At 73.0% G+C, this 24,754-nt stretch carries 21 protein-coding genes and 2 pseudogenes; 8 read left to right on the top strand and 15 right to left on the bottom strand.

What is annotated here, in order from left to right:
- Positions 1–199 precede the first annotated feature (199 nt).
- Positions 200–1,303, top strand: a complete 1,104-nt coding sequence (locus tag ACZ6WH_RS30040) for an ADP-ribosylglycohydrolase family protein (protein WP_469732687.1) — start codon at positions 200–202, stop codon at positions 1,301–1,303.
- A gap of 65 nt (positions 1,304–1,368) precedes the next feature.
- Here the strand turns inward: ACZ6WH_RS30040 and ACZ6WH_RS30035 are convergent, their stop codons facing one another.
- Positions 1,369–1,581 carry a hypothetical protein gene (locus tag ACZ6WH_RS30035; RefSeq protein ID WP_432860089.1) on the bottom strand — a complete coding sequence of 71 codons (213 nt, stop codon included), beginning with the start codon at positions 1,579–1,581 and terminating at the stop codon, positions 1,369–1,371.
- Positions 1,582–1,656: 75 nt separating this feature from the next.
- Between ACZ6WH_RS30035 and ACZ6WH_RS30030 the strand changes: the two genes are divergently transcribed.
- Positions 1,657–2,154, top strand: coding sequence for an NUDIX domain-containing protein (locus tag ACZ6WH_RS30030; RefSeq protein ID WP_469732171.1), 498 nt, complete (start codon positions 1,657–1,659; stop codon positions 2,152–2,154).
- A 39-nt stretch (positions 2,155–2,193) separates the two neighbouring features.
- Here ACZ6WH_RS30030 and ACZ6WH_RS30025 read toward each other — a convergent pair whose 3' ends face one another.
- The 6 genes from ACZ6WH_RS30025 to ACZ6WH_RS30000 form a co-directional block, all read right to left on the bottom strand.
- Positions 2,194–2,721 (bottom strand): methylated-DNA--[protein]-cysteine S-methyltransferase, encoded by a 528-nt coding sequence (locus ACZ6WH_RS30025; RefSeq protein WP_469732685.1) that lies wholly within the window; start codon positions 2,719–2,721, stop codon positions 2,194–2,196.
- A gap of 85 nt (positions 2,722–2,806) precedes the next feature.
- A complete protein-coding gene (locus tag ACZ6WH_RS30020; RefSeq protein WP_469732169.1) occupies positions 2,807–4,315 on the bottom strand; it encodes an AlkA N-terminal domain-containing protein in 1,509 nt (502 codons plus the stop codon).
- Positions 4,316–4,437: 122 nt separating this feature from the next.
- A complete protein-coding gene (locus tag ACZ6WH_RS30015; RefSeq protein ID WP_469732167.1) occupies positions 4,438–5,007 on the bottom strand; it encodes an O-acetyl-ADP-ribose deacetylase in 570 nt (189 codons plus the stop codon).
- A gap of 49 nt (positions 5,008–5,056) precedes the next feature.
- Complete coding sequence (locus ACZ6WH_RS30010) at positions 5,057–6,469, bottom strand: phytoene desaturase family protein (RefSeq protein WP_469732165.1); 1,413 nt, start codon at positions 6,467–6,469, stop codon at positions 5,057–5,059.
- Between the two features lie 48 nt (positions 6,470–6,517).
- The gene (locus ACZ6WH_RS30005) at positions 6,518–7,456 is read right to left on the bottom strand and encodes an inositol monophosphatase family protein (RefSeq protein ID WP_469732163.1); all 939 of its coding nucleotides are present in this window, start codon (positions 7,454–7,456) and stop codon (positions 6,518–6,520) included.
- Positions 7,457–7,522: 66 nt separating this feature from the next.
- Positions 7,523–8,377 carry a class I SAM-dependent methyltransferase gene (locus ACZ6WH_RS30000; protein ID WP_469732161.1) on the bottom strand — a complete coding sequence of 285 codons (855 nt, stop codon included), beginning with the start codon at positions 8,375–8,377 and terminating at the stop codon, positions 7,523–7,525.
- A 127-nt stretch (positions 8,378–8,504) separates the two neighbouring features.
- Here ACZ6WH_RS30000 and ACZ6WH_RS29995 point away from each other — a divergent pair, with 127 nt between their 5' ends.
- Positions 8,505–9,107: a TetR family transcriptional regulator gene (locus tag ACZ6WH_RS29995; RefSeq protein ID WP_469732159.1), complete on the top strand. Its 603-nt coding sequence runs from the start codon at positions 8,505–8,507 to the stop codon at positions 9,105–9,107.
- A gap of 32 nt (positions 9,108–9,139) precedes the next feature.
- On the opposite strand, the gene ACZ6WH_RS29990 is transcribed toward ACZ6WH_RS29995, so the two are convergent.
- The 6 genes from ACZ6WH_RS29990 to ACZ6WH_RS29965 all read right to left on the bottom strand — a co-directional run bounded on the left by ACZ6WH_RS29990 (position 9,140) and on the right by ACZ6WH_RS29965 (position 16,689).
- Positions 9,140–11,020, bottom strand: coding sequence for a gamma-glutamyltransferase family protein (locus tag ACZ6WH_RS29990; RefSeq protein ID WP_469732157.1), 1,881 nt, complete (start codon positions 11,018–11,020; stop codon positions 9,140–9,142).
- Between the two features lie 97 nt (positions 11,021–11,117).
- Positions 11,118–12,158, bottom strand: a complete 1,041-nt coding sequence (locus tag ACZ6WH_RS29985; RefSeq protein ID WP_469732155.1) for an ABC transporter ATP-binding protein — start codon at positions 12,156–12,158, stop codon at positions 11,118–11,120.
- The gene (locus ACZ6WH_RS29980; RefSeq protein WP_469732153.1) at positions 12,155–13,186 is read right to left on the bottom strand and encodes an ABC transporter ATP-binding protein; all 1,032 of its coding nucleotides are present in this window, start codon (positions 13,184–13,186) and stop codon (positions 12,155–12,157) included. Before ACZ6WH_RS29980 ends, ACZ6WH_RS29985 begins: the two co-directional genes overlap by 4 nt.
- The gene (locus ACZ6WH_RS29975) at positions 13,183–14,109 is read right to left on the bottom strand and encodes an ABC transporter permease (RefSeq protein ID WP_469732151.1); all 927 of its coding nucleotides are present in this window, start codon (positions 14,107–14,109) and stop codon (positions 13,183–13,185) included. Before ACZ6WH_RS29975 ends, ACZ6WH_RS29980 begins: the two co-directional genes overlap by 4 nt.
- Positions 14,106–15,059 (bottom strand): ABC transporter permease, encoded by a 954-nt coding sequence (locus ACZ6WH_RS29970; protein WP_361567010.1) that lies wholly within the window; start codon positions 15,057–15,059, stop codon positions 14,106–14,108. The genes ACZ6WH_RS29975 and ACZ6WH_RS29970 overlap by 4 nt, the downstream gene beginning before the upstream one ends.
- 28 nt (positions 15,060–15,087) lie before the next feature.
- Positions 15,088–16,689, bottom strand: a complete 1,602-nt coding sequence (locus ACZ6WH_RS29965) for an ABC transporter substrate-binding protein (protein WP_469732149.1) — start codon at positions 16,687–16,689, stop codon at positions 15,088–15,090.
- 264 nt (positions 16,690–16,953) lie between these two features.
- On the opposite strand from ACZ6WH_RS29965, the gene ACZ6WH_RS29960 reads away from it, so the two are divergent.
- The 3 genes and pseudogenes from ACZ6WH_RS29960 to ACZ6WH_RS29950 form a co-directional block, all read left to right on the top strand.
- Positions 16,954–17,721 carry an SIR2 family NAD-dependent protein deacylase gene (locus ACZ6WH_RS29960; RefSeq protein WP_469732147.1) on the top strand — a complete coding sequence of 256 codons (768 nt, stop codon included), beginning with the start codon at positions 16,954–16,956 and terminating at the stop codon, positions 17,719–17,721.
- A gap of 123 nt (positions 17,722–17,844) precedes the next feature.
- Positions 17,845–18,246 (top strand): hypothetical protein, encoded by a 402-nt coding sequence (locus ACZ6WH_RS29955; protein WP_469732145.1) that lies wholly within the window; start codon positions 17,845–17,847, stop codon positions 18,244–18,246.
- A 131-nt stretch (positions 18,247–18,377) separates the two neighbouring features.
- Positions 18,378–18,764 (top strand): annotated as a pseudogene (locus ACZ6WH_RS29950) (lipoate--protein ligase family protein); the annotation flags it as partial.
- A gap of 228 nt (positions 18,765–18,992) precedes the next feature.
- Here the strand turns inward: ACZ6WH_RS29950 and ACZ6WH_RS29945 are convergent.
- Positions 18,993–19,425 (bottom strand): annotated as a pseudogene (locus ACZ6WH_RS29945) (IS5/IS1182 family transposase); the annotation flags it as partial.
- A gap of 302 nt (positions 19,426–19,727) precedes the next feature.
- Here ACZ6WH_RS29945 and ACZ6WH_RS29940 point away from each other — a divergent pair.
- Positions 19,728–19,952: a cold shock domain-containing protein gene (locus ACZ6WH_RS29940; protein WP_469732143.1), complete on the top strand. Its 225-nt coding sequence runs from the start codon at positions 19,728–19,730 to the stop codon at positions 19,950–19,952.
- A 1,438-nt stretch (positions 19,953–21,390) separates the two neighbouring features.
- Here the strand turns inward: ACZ6WH_RS29940 and ACZ6WH_RS29935 are convergent.
- On the bottom strand, positions 21,391–22,734 hold the full coding sequence (locus tag ACZ6WH_RS29935) for a hypothetical protein (RefSeq protein ID WP_469732141.1): 1,344 nt from the start codon (positions 22,732–22,734) through the stop codon (positions 21,391–21,393).
- Between the two features lie 525 nt (positions 22,735–23,259).
- Between ACZ6WH_RS29935 and ACZ6WH_RS29930 the strand changes: the two genes are divergently transcribed.
- Complete coding sequence (locus ACZ6WH_RS29930; RefSeq protein WP_469732139.1) at positions 23,260–24,633, top strand: hypothetical protein; 1,374 nt, start codon at positions 23,260–23,262, stop codon at positions 24,631–24,633.
- Positions 24,634–24,754: the final 121 nt, after the last annotated feature.

Genomic DNA, 24,754 nt, shown 5'->3' with positions numbered 1-24,754 from the left:
GTCGCGCCGCTGTGACCCTATCCGGCGGTGGACGGGGAGAACAGAGACGCCGAGCGAGTTTTCCACGAAGCGGATTTAGTTTTCCACTTCACTACGGACGTACGGTACCCCGGGCGTGCCTGCGGCGTCCCGGTTCGGCGCGTTCGGGTCCGCGCGCACCCCCGCGGACTTCGGTACACCTGAAGGCATGACTGAAGGCATGACGCCGTCGCACAGCAGTGCCTCTCCCACCGCTCGGCGGCCCGGCCTCGCCGACCGGATCCACGGCGGCTGGCTCGGCCGGATAGCCGGGAACATGCTCGGCAAGCCCGTCGAACAGGGCGACCGCTGGACCCGCGAGCGCATCGACGACTACCTGCGCCGCGCCGACGCGCTGCCCCTCACCGACTACCTGCCCCCGCCGCCGAGCGCCGAGGACGCCGGGGGCCTGCGCCCGGAGTGGCGCCGGTGCGTACGCGGCCGGGTCGACGGCAGCTGCCGGGACGACGACATCGACTACTCGGTCCTGGTCCTGGAGCTGCTGGAGACCCATGGCACGGACTTCACCACCGAACAGCTCGGCACCCTCTGGCTGAGCCGGCTGCCGTACCTGCAGACCTTCACCGCCGAGCGCGCCGCGTACCGCAACCTCGCCGCCGGCATCCAGCCCCCGCTGGCCGCCACCACCGACAACCCGTACCAGGAGTGGATCGGCGCGCTGATCAGGGCGGACGTCTACGGCTGGGTGTCTCCGGGGCAGCCCCGCCGGGCGGCCGCGCTGGCCCGCCGGGACGCGGTCCTCTCGCACACCGGAAACGGTGTGTACGGCGCGATGTGGGCGGCCGCGCTGATCGCGGCGGCGTTCGAGGCGAGCGGCCCGCGCGAGGCCGTCGAGGCGGCGCTGGCCCGCATCCCCGCGAGCAGCCGGCTGGCCCGTACGGTCCGGCACACCGCGGCGCTGTACGACGCGGGAGCCGGCTGGGCCGACACGCTCACCGAGATGGCGCGCGAGGTCGGCCACCTGCACTGGATCCATGTCGTCCCGAACGCCGCCGTGCTCACCGCCGGGCTGCTCCACGGCGAGGGCGACTTCACCTCGACGATCGCGCTGACCGTACGCGGCGGCCTGGACACCGACTCCAACGGCGCGACGGCCGGCTCTGTGGCGGGCGTGCTGTGCGGCGCCGCCGCGATCCCGCACCAGTGGACCGCACCGCTCCACGACCGCGTACGCACCGCCGTCTTCGGCTTCGACGGCGTGCGGATCAGCGAACTCGCGGCACGGACGTACCGGCTGGCGGCCGTGGGCGGGACGGCGGAGTGAACCGCCCGGCCCTCCGTGGCGGAGTGACCGGTCCGGCCTCCACGGCGGAGTGACCGGTCCGGCCCTCAACTCGCCGGTTCGGTCTGGTGATAGGTCTGATGGGCGGTGCGGCCGTCCGACGTGGTGCTGATGTGCTCCAGCACGTCCTCCAGCAGGTCCACGTCGCCGGTGCTGACCAACGGCCCGGTGTTCGGGCCGTGGACGACGTGCGGCGCGGCACCGCCCGTCACGGCGAACGCCGCCGCCAGGCCGAATGCCGCATACGCCGGGCGTCTCATGAGTGCTCCGTCCATGGGTACGGGTGGGACCCATGGTGCCAACTGCGCGCCCCGCCGTGGCGTTAGGCTCGCGGAGTGACCTTGGATTACGCCGCATACATCGCCAGCCTGCCCCGGGTCCTCGCGGGCGCGGGCACCGTCTTCCGTGCCGCGGACGGGCGCGTGCTGCTCGTCGAGCCCAACTACCGCGACACCTGGGTCCTGCCCGGCGGAACGGTGGAGTCCGACCAGGACGAGTCGCCGCGGCAGGCGGCCCGCCGGGAGACCGCCGAGGAGATCGGCCTGGACCTGGAGCCCGGCCGGCTGCTGGTCGTCGACTGGGTGCGCGGGCCGGAGCGTCCACCGCTGGTGTCGTACCTCTTCGACGGCGGAGTGCTGGACGAGGAGCAGTTCGCCGCGATCCGCCTCCAGGAGGAGGAGCTGCTCTCCTGGCGCCTGGTGGCCCCCGAGGAGCTGGCCTCGTACGTGGACGCGCGAATGGCACTGCGGCTCGGCGCCGCGCTGCGGGCCCTCGCGGACGGCCGCGGCCCGGCCGAACTGGAGGACGGCGTACCGCCGCAGCGCTCGGCGTAGGCCGCGCGGCGGCCACCGTCCGACGGTGGCCGCACCCGTTCAGAAGAGGGTCCCGCGCCCGTTCAGAAGAGGGCCCTGCGCGGCCTGCCGTCGGACGAGGGTCCCGCCCCGCTCGAAGTCCAGCAGGTGGCGCTTGCGGTCCAGGCCGCCGCCGTAGCCGGTCAGGTCGCCGCCCGTGCCGACGACGCGGTGGCAGGGGACGATGATCCCGATCGGGTTCTTGCCGTTCGCCAGCCCCACGGCGCGGGCCGCCGACGGCTTGCCGAGCCGGTCGGCCAGCGCGCCGTACGAGACCGTCGCGCCGTACGGGATCTCGCGCAGCGCCGCCCAGACGCGCTGCTGGAACGGCGTGCCGTCGAGACGGAGCGGCAGGTCGAAGACGGTCAGTTCGCCGGCGAAGTAGGCGCGGAGCTGCGCGATCGCGGTGGCGAAGGGCTCGGTGCCGGGCTCCTCCGGGTGCCCGAAGGACTCCTGCGGCGGCCGGTGCCGCTGGTCGGTCATGTACAGGCCGGTGAGCGTGCCGTCCCTGGCGACCAGGGTGAGGGGCCCGACCGGCGTACCGGTCATGACGGTGTGCGTGGGCGCGGACGTGGTGCCGGTGGGCACGGCTGTAGTGCTGACGGCTGTGCTGCTGACAGACATGATGCTTCCCTCAGTCGGCGGGGAGGTGGTTGATCGGATGGTCGTCGGTGGCCCAGAGGTACTGGACCGCGTAGGCGCGCCAGGGGCGCCAGGCGGCGGCGCGGGCGAGCAGGGCGGCCGGCGTGCCGGGCAGCCCCAGGCCCTGCGCCGCGCGGCGCACGCCGAGGTCGGTGGCGGTGAACGCGTCGGGGTCACCGAGCGCCCGCATCGCGATGCACTCGACGGTCCAGGGGCCGAAGCCGGGCAGCGCGGCGAGCGCGGCACGGGCCCGTTCGCGGTCGCCGCCGGGCCCGAGTTGCAGCTCTCCGGCGGCCAGCGCGGCGATCAGGCCGGTGAGCGTGGCACGCCGGGTGCGGGGCATCGCGAGCGTCTCCGGGTCGAGCCCGGCCAGCGCGCCCGCGCTCGGGAAGAGGTGGGTGAGCCCGCCCTCGGGGTCGTCGATCCGCTCCCCGTGGGCGGCGGTCAGCCGACCCGCGTGCGTGCGGGCCGCGGCCGTCGAGACCTGCTGCCCGAGCACCGCGCGTACGGCGAACTCCTCGGCATCCACGGTGCGCGGCACCCGCCGCCCCGGCGCCTTCGCGACGAGCGGCGCCAGCACCGGGTCCGCCGCCAGCAGCCCGTCCACCGCCTCGGGGTCGGCGTCCAGGTCGAGCATCCGCCGGCAGCGCGCGATGGCGCCCGCGAGGTCCCGCAGGTCGGTCAGGGACAGCCGGCAGTCGATGTGGTCGGGGCGCGGGGTGAGCGCCACGATGCCGTGCCCGTACGGGAGACGCAGGGTGCGGCGGTAGGCGCCGTCCCGCCACTCCTCCACGCCGGGTACGGCCGTGGCGGCGAGGTGCCCGAAGAGGTTGTCCGGGCACAGCGGCTTGCGGAAGGGGAGGCGGAGCGTGAGCGTGGTCGGGGCCGGGGAGCCCGGCGCCCCGGGCTGCGGCCCCGGCGCGACGGCCGGGCGCGCGGGCCGTACCCGCTGCCGCAGCTCGCTCGGCGACAGCGCGAAGACCTCCCGCACGGTGTCGTTGAACGTACGGATACTGGCAAATCCCGCCGCGAAGGCAACCTCCGCCATCGGCAGCGCGGTGGTCTCGATGAGCAGCCGCGCGGTCTGGGCGCGCTGGGCCCGCGCGAGGGCGAGCGGCCCGGCGCCCAGCTCGGCCAGCAGCTGGCGCTCGACCTGCCGCGGGCTGTACCCGAGGCGCGCGGCCAGGCCCGGTACCCCGTCCCGGTCCACGACCCCGTCGCCGATCAGCCGCATCGCCCGCGCGACCAGGTCGGCGCGCTCGTCCCACTGCGGTGAGCCGGGCGCCGCGTCCGGCCGGCACCGCTTGCACGCCCGGAACCCGGCCTGCTGCGCGGCCGCCGCGCTCGGGTAGAAGCGCATGTTCGCCGGCTTGGGCGGGACCACCGGGCAGCTGGGCCGGCAGTAGATCTTCGTCGTGGTGACGGCGGTGAAGAACCACCCGTCGAAACGGGCGTCCTTGGACTGCACGGCGCGTACGCACCGCTCGGTGTCGGTGTGCATACCTCAAGGATTCCGCAGGCGATGACGGGTGGCTGGCGAGAATCCGACATGGACGTGAGCGCCCGGCACCGCTCCGTGCCACCCTTCCGGCGCCGCCGCCCCCGGCGCTCCCCGGCGTGCCGTCACTCCTCCAGCGCCGCCGCGAACGCCTCCCTGGTCCGCTCGTCGAACGCCACGAACCGCACCTCATCAAAGCCCTGCCCGCCCTCGCCGGCGGGCCCGGCGGCGAGCACGTCCCGTACGGTCCGGACCGCGATCCGCGCCCCGTCGTCGAGCGGCCACCCGTAGACACCCGTCGAGATCGCCGGGAACGCCACCGTCCGCGCGCCCAGCCCGGCCGCCACTCCCAACGACTCCCGGTAGCAGGAGGCGAGCACCGCCGACCGGTCCTCCTCCCGCGAGTACACGGGCCCCACCGTGTGCACCACCCAGCGCGCCGGCAACTCCCCCGCCGTGGTGGCGACGGCCTGCCCGGTGGGCAGCCCACGCCCGTACCGAGAGGCCCGCAACGCCCGGCACTCCTCAAGAACGCGCGGCCCACCCTTCCGATGAATCGCCCCGTCCACTCCCCCACCACCCAACAACGAGGAATTGGCCGCGTTCACCACCACGTCCACGTCCTGCTCGGTGATGTCCCCCACGACGAGCGAGAGCCGCCCGCCGTTGTCGCGCGTGTTCTCGGCGTTGCTCATACGGGCATCATGACGCAGCGGACACACCTGCCGCAGGCTGCGGGGGCTGTCAGCGCCGCGTCTCCCTGATGCGCCGCCACGCCGCCCTGGCCGCGTTGTGGCCGCACATGCCGTGGACGCCGCCGCCCGGTGGGGTGGCTGAGGAGCAGAGGAAGACGGCGGGGTGGGAGGTGGCGTACGGGATGCGGCGGGGTTTGGGGCGGAGGAGGGTCTGGAGGCCGGAGAAGGAGCCGACGCCGATGTCGCCGCCGACGTAGTTGGCGTTGCGTGCGGCCAGTTCGGGCGGGCCGGCGGTCGCGCGGGCCAGGACGAGGTCGCGGAAGCCGGGGGCGAAGCGTTCCAGCTGGGCCTCGACGGCGTCGGTGAGGTTGCCCGTCCAGCCGTTCGGGGCGTGGCCGTACGCCCAGAAGGTGTGCTTGCCCTCGGGGGCGCGGCTCGGGTCGGTCAGGGTCGGCTGTGAGGTGATGAGGAAGGGGCGTTCGGGCGCGCGGCCCTGGTGGACGTCGCGGAGCGCCTGACCGATGTCGCCTGCGGTCGGGCCGACGTGGACCGTGCCGGCGCGGCGGGCCGCCTCCGAGGTCCAGGGGACGGGGCCGGACAGGGCGTAGTCGATCTTGAAGGCGGAGGGGCCGTAGCGGTACCTGCTGAAGGCGTTGCCGAGCCCCGCGATGCGGGCCAGCGCCGTCGGCGAGGTGTCGAAGATGTACGCGCGGGCGGGCGGCAGGTCGTCCAGCCGCTTGACCTCGTAGTCCGTGTGGATCTCGCCGCCCTGGTCGCGCAGGTATCCGGCCAGCGCGTCGGGGATGGCCTGCGAACCGCCGCGCGCGATGGGCCAGCCGTAGGCGTGCGCGGCCAGCACGAAGGTCAGGGCGATGGCACCGGTGGCGATCCCGCTGAGGGGGTGGATGACGTGGGCCGCGCAGCCCGCGAGAACGGCGCGCGCCTTCTCGTCGCGGAAGCGGCTGTTGAGCACGGTCACCGGGGGGACGCCGGCCAGGCCGAAGCGGGCCAGCGTCACCGGGTCGCGGGGGAACCCCTCCAGGACGCCGCGCATCATGTCCCGCGCGAGCGTGTCCCACTTGCCGCGGAAGGGTTCGACCAGACGGCGGTACGCGCCGGCGTCGCGGACGCCGAGGGACCTCGCGGTCTCGCCCACGGAGCGGGCCAGCACCGCGGCGCTGCCGTCCGGGAAGGGGTGGGCCATGGGGAGTTCGGGGTGCAGCCACTCCAGGCCGTAGCGCTCCAGGGGGAGGGCGCGGAAGGCGGGCGAGCCGATCCCGGTCGGGTGGACGGCCGAGCACGGGTCGTGCCGGAAGCCCGGCAGGGTCAGCTCCTCCGTACGGGCGCCGCCTCCGATGGTGTCCCGGGCCTCGAAGACCTCGACGGACATGCCCCGGCGGGCCAGTTCGACCGCCGCGGTCAGGCCGTTCGGTCCGGCCCCGATCACCACGGCATCGAGCATCGTCGGCACCTGCGCCACTCCCCTCGTGTCGACCCTCGCCGTCGAGGATCAGCCGGCGGCCGCCAGCAGGTCGAGGATACGCCGGGCGGTGGCCGCGTCCCGCGCCGCGGTGAACGGCAGGGTGTTGCCGCCGGATATCCGGAACGGCTCACCGGAGAGGGTCGCGCTGCTGCCGCCCGCTTCGTGGACGAGCAGCAGGCCGGCCGCGTGGTCCCAGGGGTTCTCCCACGTGAAGGCGATGGCCTCCAGGGTGCCGCGGGCGATGGCGAGATACTCCAGGCCCGCCGAGCCGCAGGGGCGCGGCGCGATGCCCTCGCAGGCCAGCCCGGACAGTGCCTTCTTCTCCGCGACGGTGGTGAAGTCATGGTGCGACATGGCGACTTCGAGGGTCTTGCCCTCGTGCGGCGCACCGGACTGCAGCCGGCGGCCGTTCAGCCGGGCGCCGGCGCCGCGGACCGCGACGGCCATCTCGTCCAGCGCGGGCGCGTACGTCCAGGAGGCCAGCAGCTCGCCGCGGTAAGCGAGCGCGACCAGGGTCGCGAAGCCGGGGTCGCCGTGCACGAACTGCCGGGTGCCGTCGACCGGGTCGACGATCCACACGGGCGCGTCGCCGTGCAGCGCCTCCAGGATCGCGGGGTCGGCGTGCACCGCTTCCTCGCCCACCACGGCAGAGCCGGGGAGCAGCGCCTTCAGGGCGGCCGTGAGGTATTCCTCGGCGCGCCGGTCGGCGATGGTGACCAGGTCGTGCGGGCCGTTCTTCTCGACCACCTCGTGGGCGGCGAGCTGCCGGAAGCGGGGCAGGATCTCCGCCGCCGCTGCCTCACGGACGGCCCTCTCGACGCCGTCCGGGTCGACCGCGGCGAGCACCGCTTCGGCCGTCGTCGTGGCGGTCGCGCCGGCCGTCCCGGCCGCCGTCCTGTCCACGCTGTCCGCCCTGTCCGTCCTGTCGTCGTTGTTTGCAGGAATCGCAGGAATTGCTTCGATCATGTCTCCATGGAAACACGGGCCACTGACACACCGGCTGGAATGCAGGTGAACCCCGGGTGAAGCGGGTCAGGCGCGTTCAGCGGTGACCAGCCAGGCGGTGCTGGTCATCCAGACCCCGCCGGCGGGCCGCTCGTACGCGCGCAGGGCGTCCGCGAGGGCGGTACGGGCGCGGTCGGCGGCCGGCCCCGCGGCCTCCAGGGCAGCACGGCCCGGGCCCGTCTCGCACAGAAAGCGCGTCGCGTCCTCGGCGTCGCCGCCCCAGCGCCCCTGCGCCGCGGTCTCGGCCACCCGTACGCCGCGGAAGCCGGCGCCGGTGAGCACGTCATCGATGCGCGCCGGGTCCGCCAGCGAGAACATGCCGGGCGCTCCGGCCACGAAGCCGGGGCCGGGCCCCGGCACGTGGGCGGCGAGGCCGGCGAAGACCTGCGCCCAGTCGTTGCGTCCGGGATCGGCCATGCACACGAAGGCGAGCCGGCCGCCGGGCCGCAGGGCGCGGCCGATGTTGCCGAAGGCGGCGTACGGGTCGGCGAAGAACGTGACGCCGAACCGGCTGATGGCGGCGTCGAACGCGGCTTCCGGGAGCGGGTGCGCCTGCGCGTCGCCCTGCTCGAACGCCACGTTGGCCAGGCCCTCGTCGGCCGCGAGCGCCCGCGCCCTGGCCAGCATGGGTCCCGAGAGGTCCAGTCCCAGGACGTGGCCCTCGTGGGCCGTGCGCGCGGCGAGCCGGCTGGTCTGCCCGGCACCGCAGCCGACGTCCAGCACGCGGGACGCCGCACCGATCCCGGCCGCGGCCAGCAGCACCCCGTTGAATCCCTCGTTCACCGCGTTCCAACGGTCATGATGGTCGGCCCAGTGGGCCCCTTCGGCACCGTTCCACGCGGAGTACTGCTCGGTGTTGACGACCTCGTTCCTCACGATCATCCCCCTGTCGGTGCGGGCTTCCGGCGCCTAGTATGGGCGTCTGCCCAAACAGTATGGGCGACCGCCCATACTGACAAGGGCGCCACCGTGTACCGGCGAGTCGGACTGCAGAGGGGAACACGTACGGATGTCACCGCGGGGCGTGGCCATCACCGACGTCAGGGAGCGGCTGTTCGACGCCGCCGAGCGGGTGCTGCTCCGGGAGGGGCCGGGCGGGCTGACCAACCGGGCGATCACCGGCGAGGCCGGCTGCGCCAAGGGGCTGCTCTACCACCACTTCACCGACCTGGACGAGTTCGTCACGCAGCTCTGCCTGCGCCACTTCGCGCGCGCCGCCGCCCGGGCGACCGCGGTACTGGGGCGGCCGGGCGGCGCGACGGTCGCGGCGAACGTCACCGCTGCCGCGCACGCCCTGCTCGGCACGAGCGGTCCGCGAATCGCCGCCCTGGCCCTCACTCGCGCGGCGGTGACCGAGCGGGTACGCGCCGCCATGCGGGACGGCGCCCCGGGGCTCGGCACCGTGGAGGAGGCGCTGACCGCCTACCTCGAAGCGGAGAAGGCCCTCGGCCGCGTCGCCCGGAGCGCCGACAGCGCCGCCCTGGCGCTAGCCGTGGTCGGCACCACCCACCACCTGCTGATGACGGGCTGGGCGTCCGCGCCCGAGCCCGGTGAACGCGTGACCGCCCTGGTCACCGCCCTCCTCGGGAACGCCGCACCGGACGACGCGTGAGCAGGCCCGGCCCCCGGAGGGGCCGGCCGGCGTCAGCGCCCGACGGCGTACCCCTGCATGCCGCGCGGGTTCGCGCCCGCGGAGAGCACTCCGGTCTCCGGGTCGCGGGCGACCGCGCAGAGGCGCCCCTCGGACCAGGCGTCGCCCACGGTGACCTCGTGGCCACGCGCCCGCAGCCCCTCGACGACCTCCCCGCCGATCCGGGACTCCACGGTGACGCTCCCCGGCCGCATGGCACGCGGGAAGAACGACCCCGGGAAGGAGTCGGTGTGCCAGTTCGGCGCGTCGATGGCCCCTTGGAGGTCCAGCCCGCCGCGTACGGGGGCGCGCTCCGCCACGGCCAGGAAGAAGTGCAGCTGCCACTGGTCCTGCTGGTCGCCACCGGGCGTGCCGAAGGCCATCACCGGCACCCCGTCGCGCAGCGCGAGGGACGGCGTGAGGGTGGTGCGGGGGCGACGGCCCGGGGTCAGGGAGTTCGGCAGCCCGTCCTCCAGCCAGGCCATCTGCAGGCGCGTGCCGAGCGGGAACCCGAGGCCGGGGATCACCGGGTTGGACTGGAGCCAGCCCCCGGAGGGCGTCGCCGAGACCATGTTGCCCCAGCGGTCGACGACGTCGATGTGGCAGGTGTCGCCGCGGGTGGCCCCGCTGCGGTCCACCTCGGGGGCGACGGCGGGCGGGGCCCCTGCCTCCCGTGCCGCGGCGCCGGTCCCCTTCGCCACGGTGGGCTCGCCGGCGCCGCTGACCGAGACGCCCAGCGCGTCGAAGCACTCCTCCCCGGAGGCCACCGCCGACGCGTGCTTACTGAGGCGCGGGACGCGGCCCCCGGGGCGGCCGGGACGCAGCTCGTACGAGGCGGTGCCGTCGATCAGGGCCCGGCGCTCGGCGTTGTACTCCGGGGAGAGCAGCGTCTCCACCGGTACGTCCGCCGCGCCGGCGCCGTCCGCGTCGCCGTACCAGGCCTCGCGGTCGGCCATCGCCAGCTTGGTGCCCTCGATGAGGGTGTGGACGTACTCGGCGCTTCCGTAGGCGGGCAGCTCCTCGGGGAGCAGAGCGAGCTGCTGGAGGAAGGCCGGGCCCTGCGACCAGGCGCCGGCCTTGGCAACGGTCCAGCCGTTCCGTTCGTACGTCACCGGCGCCTCGTACGTGGCCCGGAAGGCGGCCAGGTCGTCGCCGGTCAGGGTGCCCGCGTGCCGCTCGCCGGAGGTGTCCATGGCCGGGCGCGCGGCGAACGCGGCCATCGCCTCGCCGATGAAGCCCTCGCGCCAGATCCGGCGGGCCGCGTCGATCTGCGCCTCGCGCCCGGTGCCCGCGGCCCCGGCCTCGCGGATCAGCCGCTCCCAGGTGTCGGCGAGCGGCTGGTTCCGCAGCAGCCCGCCGGGGGCCACGGAACGGCCGCCGGACAGGTACACCTCGGCCGAGGTCGTCCACTCGTTCTCGAAGAGCTCGCGGACGGTCTCCACGGTCTCGCCGACGCGTTCGACGGCCGGGTGGCCGTGCCGCGCGTACCCGATGGCGTACGACAGGACCTCGGCGAGCGTCTTCGTGCCGTGGTCGCGGAGCAGCACCATCCAGGCGTCGAACGCGCCCGGTACGGCGGCGGCGAGCGGGCCCGTACCGGGGACGAGGTCGAGGCCGAGGGAGGTGTAGTGCGCGACGGTGGCGCCGGCCGGGGCCGGGCCCTGGCCGCACAGCACCTGTACGGGTCCGCCCGCCGGGGCCAGGATGATCGGGACCTCGCCGGCCGGGCCGTTCAGGTGGGGCTCGACGACGTGCAGCACGAAGCCGGCGGCGACCGCGGCGTCGTAGGCGTTGCCGCCGCCCTCCAGGACCGCCATGGCGGACTGGGACGCCAGCCAGTGGGTGGAGGAGGCCATCCCGAAGGTGCCGTTGAGGGTGGGGCGGGTCGTAAACACTGGGCTCCCTTGCGGTCGCGGTTGTACGGATGGTGCGGGTGGGCTCGTGGCGCGCGCCGGATCGCCCTCCGGGCTCGTCCTCAAACGCCGGACAGGCTTATTTCTGCTGGGCTTCGGCCTTCTGGTGGCGGAGTGGGCCGGTGTCCACAAGATGGCACGCCACCCTCCGGCCCCCCGGCAGCTCCCGCAGTTCCGGGGATTCCGTCCGGCAGCGGTCCACCGCCACCGGGCAGCGGGTGTGGAAGTGGCAGCCCGGGGGTGGGGTGAGGGGGCTCGGAAGGTCCCCGCTGAGGACGATGCGTTCGCGGGTGCGCTGGAGGGCGGGGTCCGGTACCGGGGCCGCGGAGAGGAGCGCCTGCGTGTACGGGTGCAGGGGCTCGGCGAACAGCCCGGCCGTGGGGGCCTCCTCGACGATGCGGCCCAGGTACATCACGGCGATGCGGTCCGCGAGGAACTCCACGGCGGCCAGGTCGTGGGTGATGAACAGGCAGCCGAAGCCGCGGTCCCGCTGGAGGTCGGCGAGGAGGTTGAGGACCGAGGCCTGGACGGAGACGTCCAGCGCCGAGGTCGGCTCGTCGGCGATGAGCAGGTCCGGGCCGACGGAGAGCGCGCGGGCGAGCGAGATGCGCTGGCGCTGGCCTCCGGACAGCTCGTGCGGGTGCCGGTCGGCGTGTTCGGGGCGCAGCCCGACCTGGCCGAGGAGTTCCTCGACGCGGGCCCGCAGGCCGGAGCGCGGGACGAGGCGGTGCAGCCGCAGCGGCTCGGCCACGATCTGCCCGATGGTCATGCGCGGGTCGAGCGAGGAGGACGGGTCCTGGAAGACCAGGTGCATGTCGGTGCGGAGCGGGCGCAGGGCGCGGCGCGACAGGTGGGTGATGTCGGTGCCCTTGAGGGCGATACGGCCGGCGGTCGGCTCGTCCAGGCGCACCACGCAGCGGCCGACGGTGGACTTGCCGCTGCCGGACTCCCCCACCAGGCCGAGGACTTCGCCGCGCCCGATGGTCAGGCTGACGCCGTCCACGGCCCGCACGGTGCCGCCCGAGGTGGTGAAGTGGCGCTCCATGTCGCGTACTTCGAGTACGGGGACGGCGTCCCCCGCGCCCTCGCGCGGGGCCGGGATCTCCTGTACGGCGCTCATCGGGCGGCCTCCTCGGGTACGGGGGCGGGGACGGGGTGCCAGCACGCGACCCGGTGGCCCGCATCGGGCGTCAGCGCGGGCCGCGCGGTGCCGCACCGTTCGTCCGCGTACGTACAGCGCTCGGCGAAGGTGCAGGCGTCCGGCTGGGCGGTCAGGCTCGGGACCAGCCCCGGGATCTCCGGCAGCCGGCGCTTCCCCTCCTGGCCGGGCCGGAGTACGGCGCCGAGCAGGCCGCGGGTGTACGGGTGCCGGGGCGCGGTGAACAGCTCGTCCACCGGGGCCTGTTCGACGGCCCGGCCCGCGTACATCACCAGCACCCGGTCCGCGGCGTCGGCGACGACGCCCAGGTCGTGGGTGATCAGGACGATGGCGGTGCCGAGGCGTTCGCGCAGCGACTGGAGGACTTCGAGGATGCCGGCCTGGACGGTGACGTCCAGCGCGGTCGTCGGTTCGTCGGCGATGAGGACGGCCGGGTCGCAGGCCACCGCGACGGCGATCATCACGCGCTGGCGCATGCCGCCGCTCAGCTGGTGCGGGTACTCCGCCACCCGGCGCTCCGGCGCGGGGATGCCGACCAGCGCGAGCAGCTCGACGGCCCTCTCCCTGGCCTCCTTGCGGCTCAGGCCCTGGTGGCGGCGGAGTACCTCGCCGATCTGCCGGCCGATGGTGAGGACCGGGTTCAGCGAGGTCATCGGCTCCTGGAAGATCATCGCGAGGTCCTTGCCGCGGACCGCCGCCAGCGCCTTCTCCCCCGCCCCGGCCAGCTCCCGGCCGCCGAGCCGTACGGACCCGGTGACGGTCGCGCTGGACGGCAGCAGGCCCATGACGGCCATGGAGGTGACCGACTTGCCGCAGCCGGACTCGCCGACGATCGCGAGCACCTCACCTGCCGCCACCTCGTACGACAGGGAGTCGACGGCGTGCACGGTACGGGTGTCGGAGCGGAAGGAGACGGACAGGTCGCGGACGCTCAGTACGGGCGCGCTGGGCGCCGGCTGCGCGGTGTGCTTCGGGTGCGCGGTGCTCATCGGGTGGCTCCACGGGGGTCGAGGACGTCCCGCAGGCCGTCGCCGAGCAGGTTGAAGGCCAGCGTCGCGGCGACGATGGCGAGGCCGGGGAAGACCGCCAGCCAGGGCGCGGGGCCGAGGAAGGGCTGGGCGCCGGAGAGCATCACGCCGAGCGAGGGTGCCGGGGGCTGGACGCCGAGGCCGAGGAAGCTCAGCAGCGCCTCACTGATGATCGCGGCGGGGATGCCGACCGTGGCCTGGACGATCAGCGCGGAGGTGGCGTTGGGCAGGATGTGCCGGAAGAGGACGGTGCCGTCGCCGCCGCCGTTGACCAGCGCGGCGCCCACGTAGTCCAGGTGTTTGAGGCGCAGCGTCTCGGCGCGGGCGATACGGATCACCGCGGGCACCTGTGAGATGCCGATGGCGATGGTGGCGTTGAGCAGGGACGGACCGAGGATCGCCGCGAGGCCGACGGCCAGGACGAGGAAGGGGAAGGCGAGCAGGGTGTCGGTGAGTCGGGAGACGGCGGAGTCGGCGTACTTGCCGTAGAACCCCGCGGCCAGGCCCAGCGGTACGCCGACGAGGAAGGCGAGCAGTACCGCGAGCAGGCCCACCTGCATGGACGCGCGGGCGCCGTGGATCACCCGGGAGAGCTGGTCGCGGCCGAGGTCGTCGGTGCCGAGCCAGTGCGCCCAGGAGGGCGGCGCGAGGGCCGATTCGAAGTCGGGCTGCGCCGGATCGTAGGGGGCGATCAGCGGGGCGCAGAGCGCGGCCAGTACGAAGACGGCGGCGATCACGGCGCCGGTGAGGGCGAGCCGGTTCCTGCGCAGGGCGCGCAGCCGGGTGCGCAGGGTGCCGGGGCGTGGCGCGGCGGCGGGCCCGTCCGGAGCGGCCGGGGAGTCGGTGGCACCGGAGGCGGTGGTGGTGTCCGGGGTGGCTGTCATCGTGCGCCTCCGAGCCGGATCCGCGGGTCGATCACCGAATAGAGCACATCGACCGCGAGGTTGACGAGGATGTAGGCGGCGGAGGTGCACAGCACCACGCCCTGGAGCATCGTGTAGTCGCGGGTGAAGACCGCGTCGATGGTGAGCTTGCCGAAGCCGGGCAGGACGAAGATCTGCTCGGTGACGACGGCGCCGGAGATCAGGTGGCCGAGCTGGAGGCCGAGGACGGTCACCACCGTCACCAGGCTGTTGCGCAGCGCGTGCCCGCCGACGACCTGGCGGCGCGAGAGGCCCTTGGCGCGCGCCGTCCGCACGTAGTCCGCCGAGAGGTTGTCGAGCATCGCGCCGCGGGTCTGCCGCATCACGACGGCTGCGAGCCCGGAGCCGAGGACGACGGCGGGCAGGACCATGCGCCGCAGGTTGTCCAGCGGGTCGGTGCCGAAGGGCACGTAGCCGGAGGCCGCGAAGACCGGTACGGCGATCGCGAAGGCCAGCACGAGGACGATGCCGAGCCAGAAGGTGGGGACGGAGAGCCCCAGCAGGGCGACGGCGTTGGCCAGCCACTCGGTGGCCCTGCCGCGCCGGACGGCCGCGAGCACGCCCGCGCCGATGCCGAGGACGACGGCCAGGAGGAGGGAGAGCGCGGCCAGTTCGAGCGTGACCGGTAGGGCGCTGAGGATCGAGTCCAGGACGGGCAGGCCGGTGCGGGCCGAGGTGCCGAGGTCGCCGGTGAGGGCGTGCCCGACGAACCGGCCGTACTGGACCACGATGTTGTCGTTGAGTCCGTACGCCTCGCGGATCGCGGCGAGCGCCTGGGGGCTGCGCTCCTCGCCGGCGAGCGCGAGGGCCGGGTCGCCGGGCAGGGCGCGGATGCCGGCGAAGACGACGACGCTGACGAGGAAGAGGGTGATCAGGGACTGGCGCAGCCGGGTGAGGAGGTAACGGCTCATCGGGCGCACCCCGCAGCCAGGGAGCAGTTCATCGGACGTACCCCGCATCCTTGACGCGCACCAGGCCGTCGCCGTAGACGCGTACGCCTGCCACGTCCTTCCGTGCCACGACGTAGTTCTTCTGCCGGTAGAGGTAGAGCAGGGCGTGCTGGTCCCGGATGCGGTCGGTGAGCTGCCCGTAGATGCGGGCGCGGTCCGCCGTGTCCTGGGTGGTGCGCCCCTCGGCGATCAGCCGGTCGAGCTCCGGGTCGGAGATGCCGTAGGTGTTCATGGCGCCGGCGGTGCCGACGAAGGAGGCGATGTTGCCGTCCGGGTCGAGCCGCCCGGACCAGCCGCTGACGTACGCCTCGTAGTCCCCGGCGTCGGTCTCCTCCAGGAGCGTCGCGTACTCCACGGGCCGCAGCCGCACGTCGAAGCCGGCCTCGCGGGCCATGGCCTGGATCACCTGGCCGAGCCGGCTGTCCTCGGGCGAGGTGGAGACCTTCAGTTCGAGCGGGACGGGGAGCTTGACGCCGGCCTCCTTCAACAGCCGCTTGGCGCGCGGCAGATCGCGCGGCGGGCAGCCGGCCTTGCCCGGCGCGATGGCCGACTCGGGCGAGACGGGGCCGCAGGCCGGCTCGTACATGCCCTGGAAGACGACCTTGTTGATCACTTCGCGGTCCAGGGAGAGCGCGAAGGCCTCGCGGACGCGGGGCTCGCGGGCGATCACGGTGTTCAGCTTGCCGGGCCGCTGCCCCGTGCCGTGCACGTTGCCGGTGTTGAAGCCGAGGCCCTGGTAGCCGAGCGAGGGCGAGTTGAAGAGCTGGAGCTTGGACTCGGTGAGCGAGCTGCGCACCTCCACCGGCCCCATCTGGTCGCCGACCTGTACGTCACCGGAGCGGAGATTGGCCAGCCGGACGTTGCCGTCGGTGATCGTCTTGTAGACGACGCGGTCCAGCCGGACCTTGTCAGCGGCGTAGTAGCGGGGGTCCTTGGCGAGGACGATGCGGTCGCCCGCGACCCGTTCGACGTACTTGAACGGGCCGACGCAGGAAGGGTGGTTGGTGAAGTTCTTGCCGTACTTCTGCAGCGCCTTCGGGGACATGACCATCCCCGCGCGGTCCGCGAGCACGCCGGTGAGCGGGACGTACGGCTCCTTGAGGCGGATGCGGACGGTGTACGGGCCGGCCGCCTCGGCCTTGACCAGCGGGCCGAGTTCGGTGGCGCGGGCGGAGCCGGGCAGGGTGCGGTGCCGTTCGAGGGAGCGGGCGACGGCGGCGGCGTCGAGGTGCGTGCCGTCGCTGAAGGTCAGGCCGTGGCGCACCGTGATGGTCACGGTCCGGCCGCCGTCCGACGTCTTCGGCAGGGCCGCCGCGAGCTGCGGCACGACCTTGCCGGTGCGGTCGGTGTCGTACAGCTTCTCGCACATGCCGGCGAAGACGGTGCGGCCGACGAGGGTCTGGGCGAGGGTCGGATCGAGCTTGTCCGGGTCGGACTTGAGGGCGACGGTGAGGGTGCCGCCGTCCCGTACGGGGCGCGGATCGGTCATCCGCTCCCCGCCCACCTCGGCGGCGGCCGAGGTCAGCGACCCGCATCCCGTAGCTCCGGCCAACAGGCCGGCCACCCCCAGAAGAGCCGCTGTTCGGCGCACGTGGCCCTACCTCCCGCATGAATGGTGCAGACGGCGAACGATCAACTTGCGTGAGTGATGCGAATGCGAACGGTCGACTCGCATGGCGGTGCGGTCGAGAACGATCACGACGGGCGAATGCAGGAGACCGTATTTCGCATACAGACGACCGGCAAGAGGTTGTCCCGGATCTTGGGCAGTTTCTGGTTACATCTAAATAACCGGAGCCGACAACTCGCCCGTCTCCCCCGCCCGCAACCGCCCCGCGCTGCGTATCCTGGCCGCATGAGCAGCACGGTCGACTCCCCCGACGACGCGGCCCGGCGCCCCCTGGTCGCCCTCCTCAGCGGCGCCGGGATCTCCACCGACTCCGGCATCCCCGACTACCGCGGGCCGAACGGGGTGTGGCGCCGCGACCCCGATGCCGAGAAGCTCGTCACGTACGACTACTACATGACCGACCCCGAGATCCGGCGCCGGTCCTGGCTGATGCGGCGCGACGGTCCGGCGCTCCGGGCCCGGCCGAACGCCGCGCACGAGGCCGTCACGCGCCTGGAGCGCTCCGGCGTCCCCGTCCGCGTCATCACCCAGAACGTCGACGGCCTCCACCAGCTCGCCGGGACGCCCGACCGCAAGGTCCTGGAGCTGCACGGCACCGCGCGCACCGCGCTCTGCACCCAGTGCGGCGCGCGGACCCCGATGCCCGAGGCCCTGGCCCGGGTGACCGCCGGCGAGCCGGACCCGAAGTGCCTCGACTGCGGCGGGATCATGAAGTCGGCGACCGTGATGTTCGGCGAGCGGCTGGACCCCGAGGTGCTGGGCGCGGCGGTCACGGTCGCGAAGAGCTGCGACGTCTTCGTCGCCGTCGGCACGAGCCTGTCGGTACAGCCCGCCGCCTCCCTCGCGGGCCTGGCCGCCGAGCACGGCGCCCGCCTGATCATCGTCAACGCCGAACCGACCCCGTACGACGCGCTCGCCGACGAGGTCGTCCGCGACCCGATCGGCGAGGCACTCCCCCGGCTGCTGGCCGGGCTGGCGCCCGACCGGGATTGATACAGCACCCCGCATCAACGCGCACCGAACGCCGATGAGTCGTCCCTTGTCGCTGTCGTGTTGCGAGCGACAGACTGAGACACCCGGTGCGAACGGCATCGCGCGTCTTCTCAGGGGGAGTTCATGGCAAAGGCAGCACTGCGCCGAATGCGGCGCACCGCCGCCGTCGGCGCCGCCACGCCGGCCGCACTCGTCGCGACCAGCGGCTTCGGCAACGCCGCTGCCGCCGGGCCGTCCGCCAAGGACGTCACGGCGGCCGACGTCCGGCCCTGCGGCAGCTATTTCTGCACACACACGGTGGCCGACACTCCGGTCCACGACGAGATCGACCCGGCTCCGTCCCCGCCCAAGTACGTGGTGCCGAAGGGGCAGGTCATCACGGTCAGGTGCTACTCCACGGAGCGCCCCGGCATCGTCTGGTACTGGGGCGGCATCGGGGACGACACCACGTTCGGCTACGTGGACGGGAACAGGATGGACACCGGCCAGGACCCGAATCCGCAGGTCCCGCTCTGCATGGGCTGACGCCTCGCGACACGCCACGCCTCCACGTACCTCGACATCGCCCCCTTTGCCGGGAATGACGGCACCGGCGATACGGTTGTCCGGGCGGTGGGCCGGTCGGACGGTCCGCGAGGACGTGGAGGGTGAGCGCCGTGCAGAGCAGGCATCACGGTGAGTACAAGGTGCCCGGCGGCAAGCTGGTCGTCGTCGATCTGGACGTCACGGACGGCGCACTGCGCGACGTCCGCGTCGCCGGGGACTTCTTCCTGGAGCCGGACGACGCGCTGCTCGACATCAACGCGGCCCTGGAGGGCGCCCCCGCCGACACCGGCGCCCGGGGCCTGGCCGACCGCATCGAGGCGGCGCTGCCCGCCGGCGTCGCACTGATCGGCTTCACCGCCGAGGCCGTCGGCATCGCGGTACGCCGGGCCGTCGCCCGGGCCACCGACTGGACCGATCACGACTGGCAGATCATCCACGAGCCGCCGCAGGAGCCCGCGCTGCACATGGCGTTGCACGAGGTGCTGACGACCGAGGTGCCCGGCCTGGAAGATCCCCATGATCACGAAGGTCCCCAATTCGTCAAGCTCAGTTGGCCAGGGGGCTATCGGCGGCGGGGCGGATACATGTCTACGCCGCAGGGCATGACACCGTGCACCAGTGGATCCAGGGCCGCCCGGACGGCCTGATCACCTTCCCCCCGCCGTCCGGCCCACGCGATGAGGCCCCGGAAGCCGAGACAGACGTGAGCGGAGCGGGCAGCAACACCCATCCCCCACGGCGAGCCGAGGCGGGAGGAGCCTCGACTCGGCACACTGAGCCGCACATGGTCGGGGGCTGCCCAGGTTTCCTCCAGGCGCCTTTTGATCGCTCAGTCGACGGCGATCCGCTCGAGGGCGAGACCGAAATTCCGGTCGTAGGACTCCGGTACGAGCTGCATGAGCCGGGCGAAACGGCCGGCCGTATCGACTCGTCGCGGCGACTGCGGAGGGCGGCGGCCGAGCCGGTTGTGTCGGCGATCGCCCCATAAGGACAGCCGAACGCAGCAGTTGCAGCATCTTGTCGAAGACGATCCGGTCGCTGATGCGTCGGCGGTGGCAGCCGAGTGGATGGTCCAGGCGGCAGTCCGGCCGCTCGGGCAACAGAGCCGCGAACTGGTCACCAGAGCAGTTCGGTCAGCCATGATGGAGGCGCGGGCACAGGCCTCCTCAGTGATCACAGAGCGTCGTAACTTCATGATCACCAGGACCTGTGCCCGTTCCATTTCCGGTTTCCCCCACCGCACCTGTCCGCGCGACCCATTAATGGGGATTCTCGCTCCAACGCCACCGGGCACGTGGAGGCTTCCCTCTTCTTTCTTGTGCGCTGGTGGATTTTTAGTGCTTCTTACTGATCTGCGTGCGCCCGCTTACCTCGACAGGAAGCGGTTACAGCTGAAATGAGGCGCACGACTGATTCGGGATTTCGTTGTGCGCGCAGTACCCACACCTCAAGGAGTTCGCATGGAGATTCGACGTTCAGGAACTATCCAAGCCATCAACAAAGGGCGACAGGACTCCCTCATTCGAGCGGACGAAGATGGAGCCGACGTCGTGGCTCACTACTCCGAGATGGTCCTGTCTGACGCGGCTCCTCTGCAGGTCGGGGAGCGCGTCACATACATCCGCACGGCGATGCGGGGAGGGCCGGTCGCGCACGACGTTCGCCGTCAGGCCAGGGGTGGTTGACAGGCCACGAAAGCGAGCCACGTCGGGCTTCCGGCCCGTCGTGATCAGCAGATCCACACCGTTGCCGCAGAACGCCGGGGCTGGAAGGCGAAATGCCCGCGCCGCACCCCGTCCACTGGTAGCCCCTGCTCGTGGCTCCGGGTCGGCTGCCGGGCCGCAGGAGGACGGTCACGCCGGCCTCCTGCGGCCCAAGACGCGCGGCAGGTCCACTGGCGTATCCACCAGATTCTTCGATCAGCCGGTTGTGCAGCGGTTCGCGGAATCGGGGCGGCGCGGGAGCTGTATCGCGAGGGCGAGGTTGTGCAGTCGGGCGATGCCGGGCATCGCGGTGGACCCTCGCCCGGACGGCCGCCGCGAAAAGTCTTCCGGCTTCTTCATCCATACGAAGACGTGCTCGACGGGGCCCGGAGCCGTGCTCCACCTTCCAAGCGGCCAATGCGTTCTGGCCGCGTTCGAGGCTGTGCGGTGCGGGGTGAGCAGACCGGTGCTCCGATAGCCGCCATCGACGGTGACCATGCCCGGCCGATGGCGGCCTGCCCGCCGGACAGCACCCACGCCTTGCAGTCGTTACGGTCGCCGACCACCGGTCAAGGGCGACGACGCGCCTGTGTCGGTGCAGAGGGCGACGCCCTTCCAGCGGCGCCCGTCTCGCGGCAGGAACGCGCGGGAGGTCCCGGGAGCGAGATGCGCGGCCAAGGGCGAGCCGGGGTAGGTGCGCTGCAGGCGTCGGCCGGAAGGATGCCACCCGGACTCACTCACCCTCGCCGATCCGGTCCTGGCCTTCCCCACGCTCTTCGATGGGCATTCCGCCGAAGTGGGCAGCTTCCTCCTCGGTGAGTGCGCCGTTGGAGACGTCGATATCGGTAAATCCCCCGCAAGGCCCTGGCGCGGCGGCCGCCGTCCTTAAAACGTCTTCCTGTAGCCCTTCGGTGACGCTGTCGCAGCCCGATGCGTCAGCCCCCACCGTGTGCGCGCAGAGACACCCGGAGAGGCGGTATGCCCCGCATGGCCCCCGTGGTCACCAGCGGGAGCACCTGCGCGAGCGGTCTCTCGGGCGGCTGGCGGATGAACGTTTCGCGCTCGGCGCATGCCGGGCTGAACCACGGCTCCGTCAAGCCCGCCGTCCATGCCATGGTCTGGACGCCTTGGGCTTCGCCAGGTGCCTGGAGCCGAGGGAGAACGAGCCGCCCCGGGGCCCCGCTCGCGGCGCGCAGGTGCTTACGGGTGATGTGCCTAGCCTGATCGGTGGCGTGGAACCGGGAGCCGGGTTGAACACGGGCAGTGGCCGATATCTGTAGTGGCGTGACAGATCCTTTTGATGTGGCTGCGCTGTTGCTGATCGCCAAGGGAGGGCCGCACGCGGAGAGTGACGGGGCGGTGGTCGTGGCGCACGCCGGGCGGGTGGCTCCTGGGGCCGAGCCGGAGGAGCGCGCCGGTGTTACGGCGCCGTCGCCCGCAGGCGCTCCCTGAGGGCCTTGGCGGAGGCGGTTCTGCGGTAGGGGGTGAACTCCCGTAACAGGGAGCCGCGTACGCCGTGTGCGGATCCTCTTGCCAGGCGCTGGTAGTGGTCCAGGAAGGCGTGGGCGTGCGCGACCGCGGCTTCGAGCTCGTGGTCGGCCAGCAGGACGCGGGCGAGCTGGGCGTGCAGCAGGGCGCGTGCCCTGTGGTGGCCGGCGGGGCGGCCGACCAGAGAGGATTCCAGTTCCGCCCGTCCCTCGGCCCGGTCGCCGAGGAACAAGAGGGCTTCGGCCCGTTGGTAGCGCAGGGCGGCTTCCGGGTAGCTGGTGAAGGCCCCCTCGGCCCCCGTGGCGCGTGCCAGATGGTGCTCCGCCGCCGTGAGGTCCGCCACGGCCCGGCGGTTGCGGCCGACGGCCCGGACGACGGCGCGCCCCGCGTGTGCGAACGCGCGGACGGCGTGCGGGACGTCGGCGTTGGCCAGTTCGACGGCCGCGTTCCCCCATGCGGCGGCCTGACGGCGGTCGCCGAGCCGGTGGGCCTGCAGGCCCATGCAGCGCAGTGTGATCGTGTAGGCGGCGCGGTCCTCGGCGGCGTGGGCAAATTCCAGGGCGAGGGCGTGGTACTGCTGTGCCAGCGCGGGGCGGCCGACCTCGTGCGTCATGTTGCCGAGCAACAGCGTCAGATGGCCGGCTCCGGTCAGGACGGCGCGGCGTACGGGCGGACGGGCGGGCGCGGTGAGCAGCGTGGTGACGTCCTCGGCAAGGAACAGTGCCAGCGCGGACCTGCCGTGTGCGCCGCCGTACCGCTCGCGCATCAGGGCGGCGAAGGCAGCCATGGTCTCCAGCCGGTCCGCGTCCGCCTCGCCTGCCCGGCGTCTGCCGCGGCCCGCCGGGCAGGCGAGCCGGGGTCCGGTCCCCCACCGCGGCAGCACGGGGGGTGCGGCGGAGACGACCGAGCGGTCCACCACGGCACGGCGGGCAGGGTCGCTGTCCATCCGGCACAGCAGACCGAGCCGCTTCACCGGTTCCCTGACCGACAGCACCGATGCCACCGGTATGCCGGTCCCGCCGGGGCTGACCAGTCCGGTGTCGGCCGACGTGATGTTACGGCCGACGCGGCGGCTCAGCGCCTGGGCCACCAGACCGGCGACCTCGGGGCGCGGACGTGAGCCGGCCAGCCAGTGGGCCACGGCGGTCCGGTCGTAGCGCAGGGACATGCCGTACAGGACGCCCAGCGCGTTGACGGCGCGTGAGAGGTCGGCGGCCGACCAGCCGGCTTCGGTGAGCAGGGCCCGAAGAAGGTGATTCGCACTCTTGCGCACCATGGCGGTTACCGTCCTGGAGAGAATGGCGCGCCGTCGTGACGCCTGCCTTCAACACGTTCACGCCTCTTCGCAAAGGCGGGCTTCCCACTGCGCACGCTTCATGATTCCGTTGACTGGAGGCCGTCGGCCATACCCGGAGCGTCCGCAGGGAGGGAATTCGGCCAGTCCCCTCGCATGACCGAGTGCTCCGGCCGGGTTCTTCGTTTGCGGCGGGCGGCAGGACTCTTTGCTCCTGCTTCGGACCGGGCCGCCTGGACAATCACCGGTGGCGCCGCCACAGCGCGGTGTGAAACATGCCAAAGATTTGAGTATTCGGTCCTCCACAGCAACAGCAGACACAGTGGTAACAGTGCAGTTACTCCTCTCATCCCGCGTCGCTCCCCCACGGTCGCCTTTTGCGGAGCGGGAACACGATGCGAATGTCTGAGAACGATCGATCCGCTCCCGGTTTTCCGTGGTCCCGGGGCGGTGAACGACGGTGAACTTTCCCTCAATCCCCCTTCCATTACGCCACAGGAGCATTCCATGCCGCGCCGCCGCAACGAGAAACTGCGGGTCCTGCTGACGGAGGCCCGGTGGACCCAGTCCGCTCTCGCCCGGTCCGTCAACGCCCTCGCGGCGGAGATCGACCTGAACCTGAACTACGACCGTACGGCCGTGTCCCACTGGCTGAGCGGTACTCAGCCGGTGCCCCCGGTGCCGGACCTGGTGGCGGAGGCGTTCGCCCGGCGTCTGGACAGACCTCTGCCGCCGGGCGCCGTGGGCTTCGACACCTCCGGGGCGAGCGGGGTGAATGAGGCGGACAGGCGCGCGACTGAGCGGCACCACCGGGTGGAGTCCGTCCTCGCGGAGCTGTGCGGGGAGGAGAACGATCCCACGCGCCGGCTCTCCGCCCGGCTGCGGCCCTACCGGGAGGCGGACCTCGCGGAGGTGCACCGAACCGCTCCTCGGTCGTCTCCCCTGGAGGCCGCCGCACGGCACGGGACCGACGAAGGGGACCTCGCCGTCATCCGCCTCGCCATCCGCTTCTACGCGGCGTCCTTCAACGCGCACGGCGGCCGGCGGGGACGGTCGTCGCTGGCCGCCCACCTCGCCGACGACATCGTTCCGCTGCTGCGCGAAGCAAGGGCAGAAACGGTCCGCCGGTCCCTGTTCGTCGATGCCTCCCGATTATCCTTCCTGCTCGCCAGGATGCAGCAGGACGCGTCCGCACACGGGCTCGCCCAGCGCCACTTCACCACCGCCCTGCGCCTCGCCGCCGAATCCCGCGACCGTACGGCCTGGGCTGTCGTGCTGCGCGGGCTGAGCTCACAGGCGCTCTCGCTGGGGCACCGGCACACCGCCCTGCACGCGGCGGAGGCCGCACTGGGGGGCGGCCTCCGCGGGCCGGGCGGGGCGGCCGGCGCCTACCTCCTGTCCCAGTTCTCCGTGGCACAGGCCGCCTGCGGCGAGCGCCGCGCGGCGCTCGACTCCCTCGGCAGGGCGGAACACGACTCGGCTTCCCCCCCGTCGCGCGCGGACGCGCCCGGGCCCTTCACCGTCTACTCGCCGGCCGCGCTCGCCTACCAGAGCGCGGAGGTGTTCCGGCACCTGGGGGACCAGCCCGCCGCCCGCAAGGCGCTGGACCGTTCCCTGGCCCGGCGTCCGGCGGAGGACCAGCGCGGACTCGCCCTGACCCACGCGCGCCGGGCGGAAATCCTGATCGGCGACGGGCACGTGGAGGAAGCGTGTGCCTCCTGGCAGGCATTCCTCGACCGCTATGCCGTCCTCCGGTCGGGTACGGCGGACAAGGCCGCGACCCGAATGCGGCAACTCCTCGCGCCTTTCGCCCGAGTACCGGCCGCGGCCGTCGTCCTGGATCGCGCGCGTGAGGGCAGGGCCGTTCAGCGCACTCCGTAAGAGGCAGCCGGTGGTGAGGGTTTCGCACTCCGCAGCGGGCTTCCCCACCCGGCAGGCGTCGATGCTTTCACACCTTTCAACAACCTCGCGGCCACCGGACCGCCCGACGGGCCGGTACGCC

It is taken from the genome of Streptomyces sp. NPDC050806, from assembly GCF_055586425.1.
The sequence above is the reverse complement of the archived record's forward strand: the minus strand, read 5'-3'. Positions and strand labels throughout refer to the sequence as shown.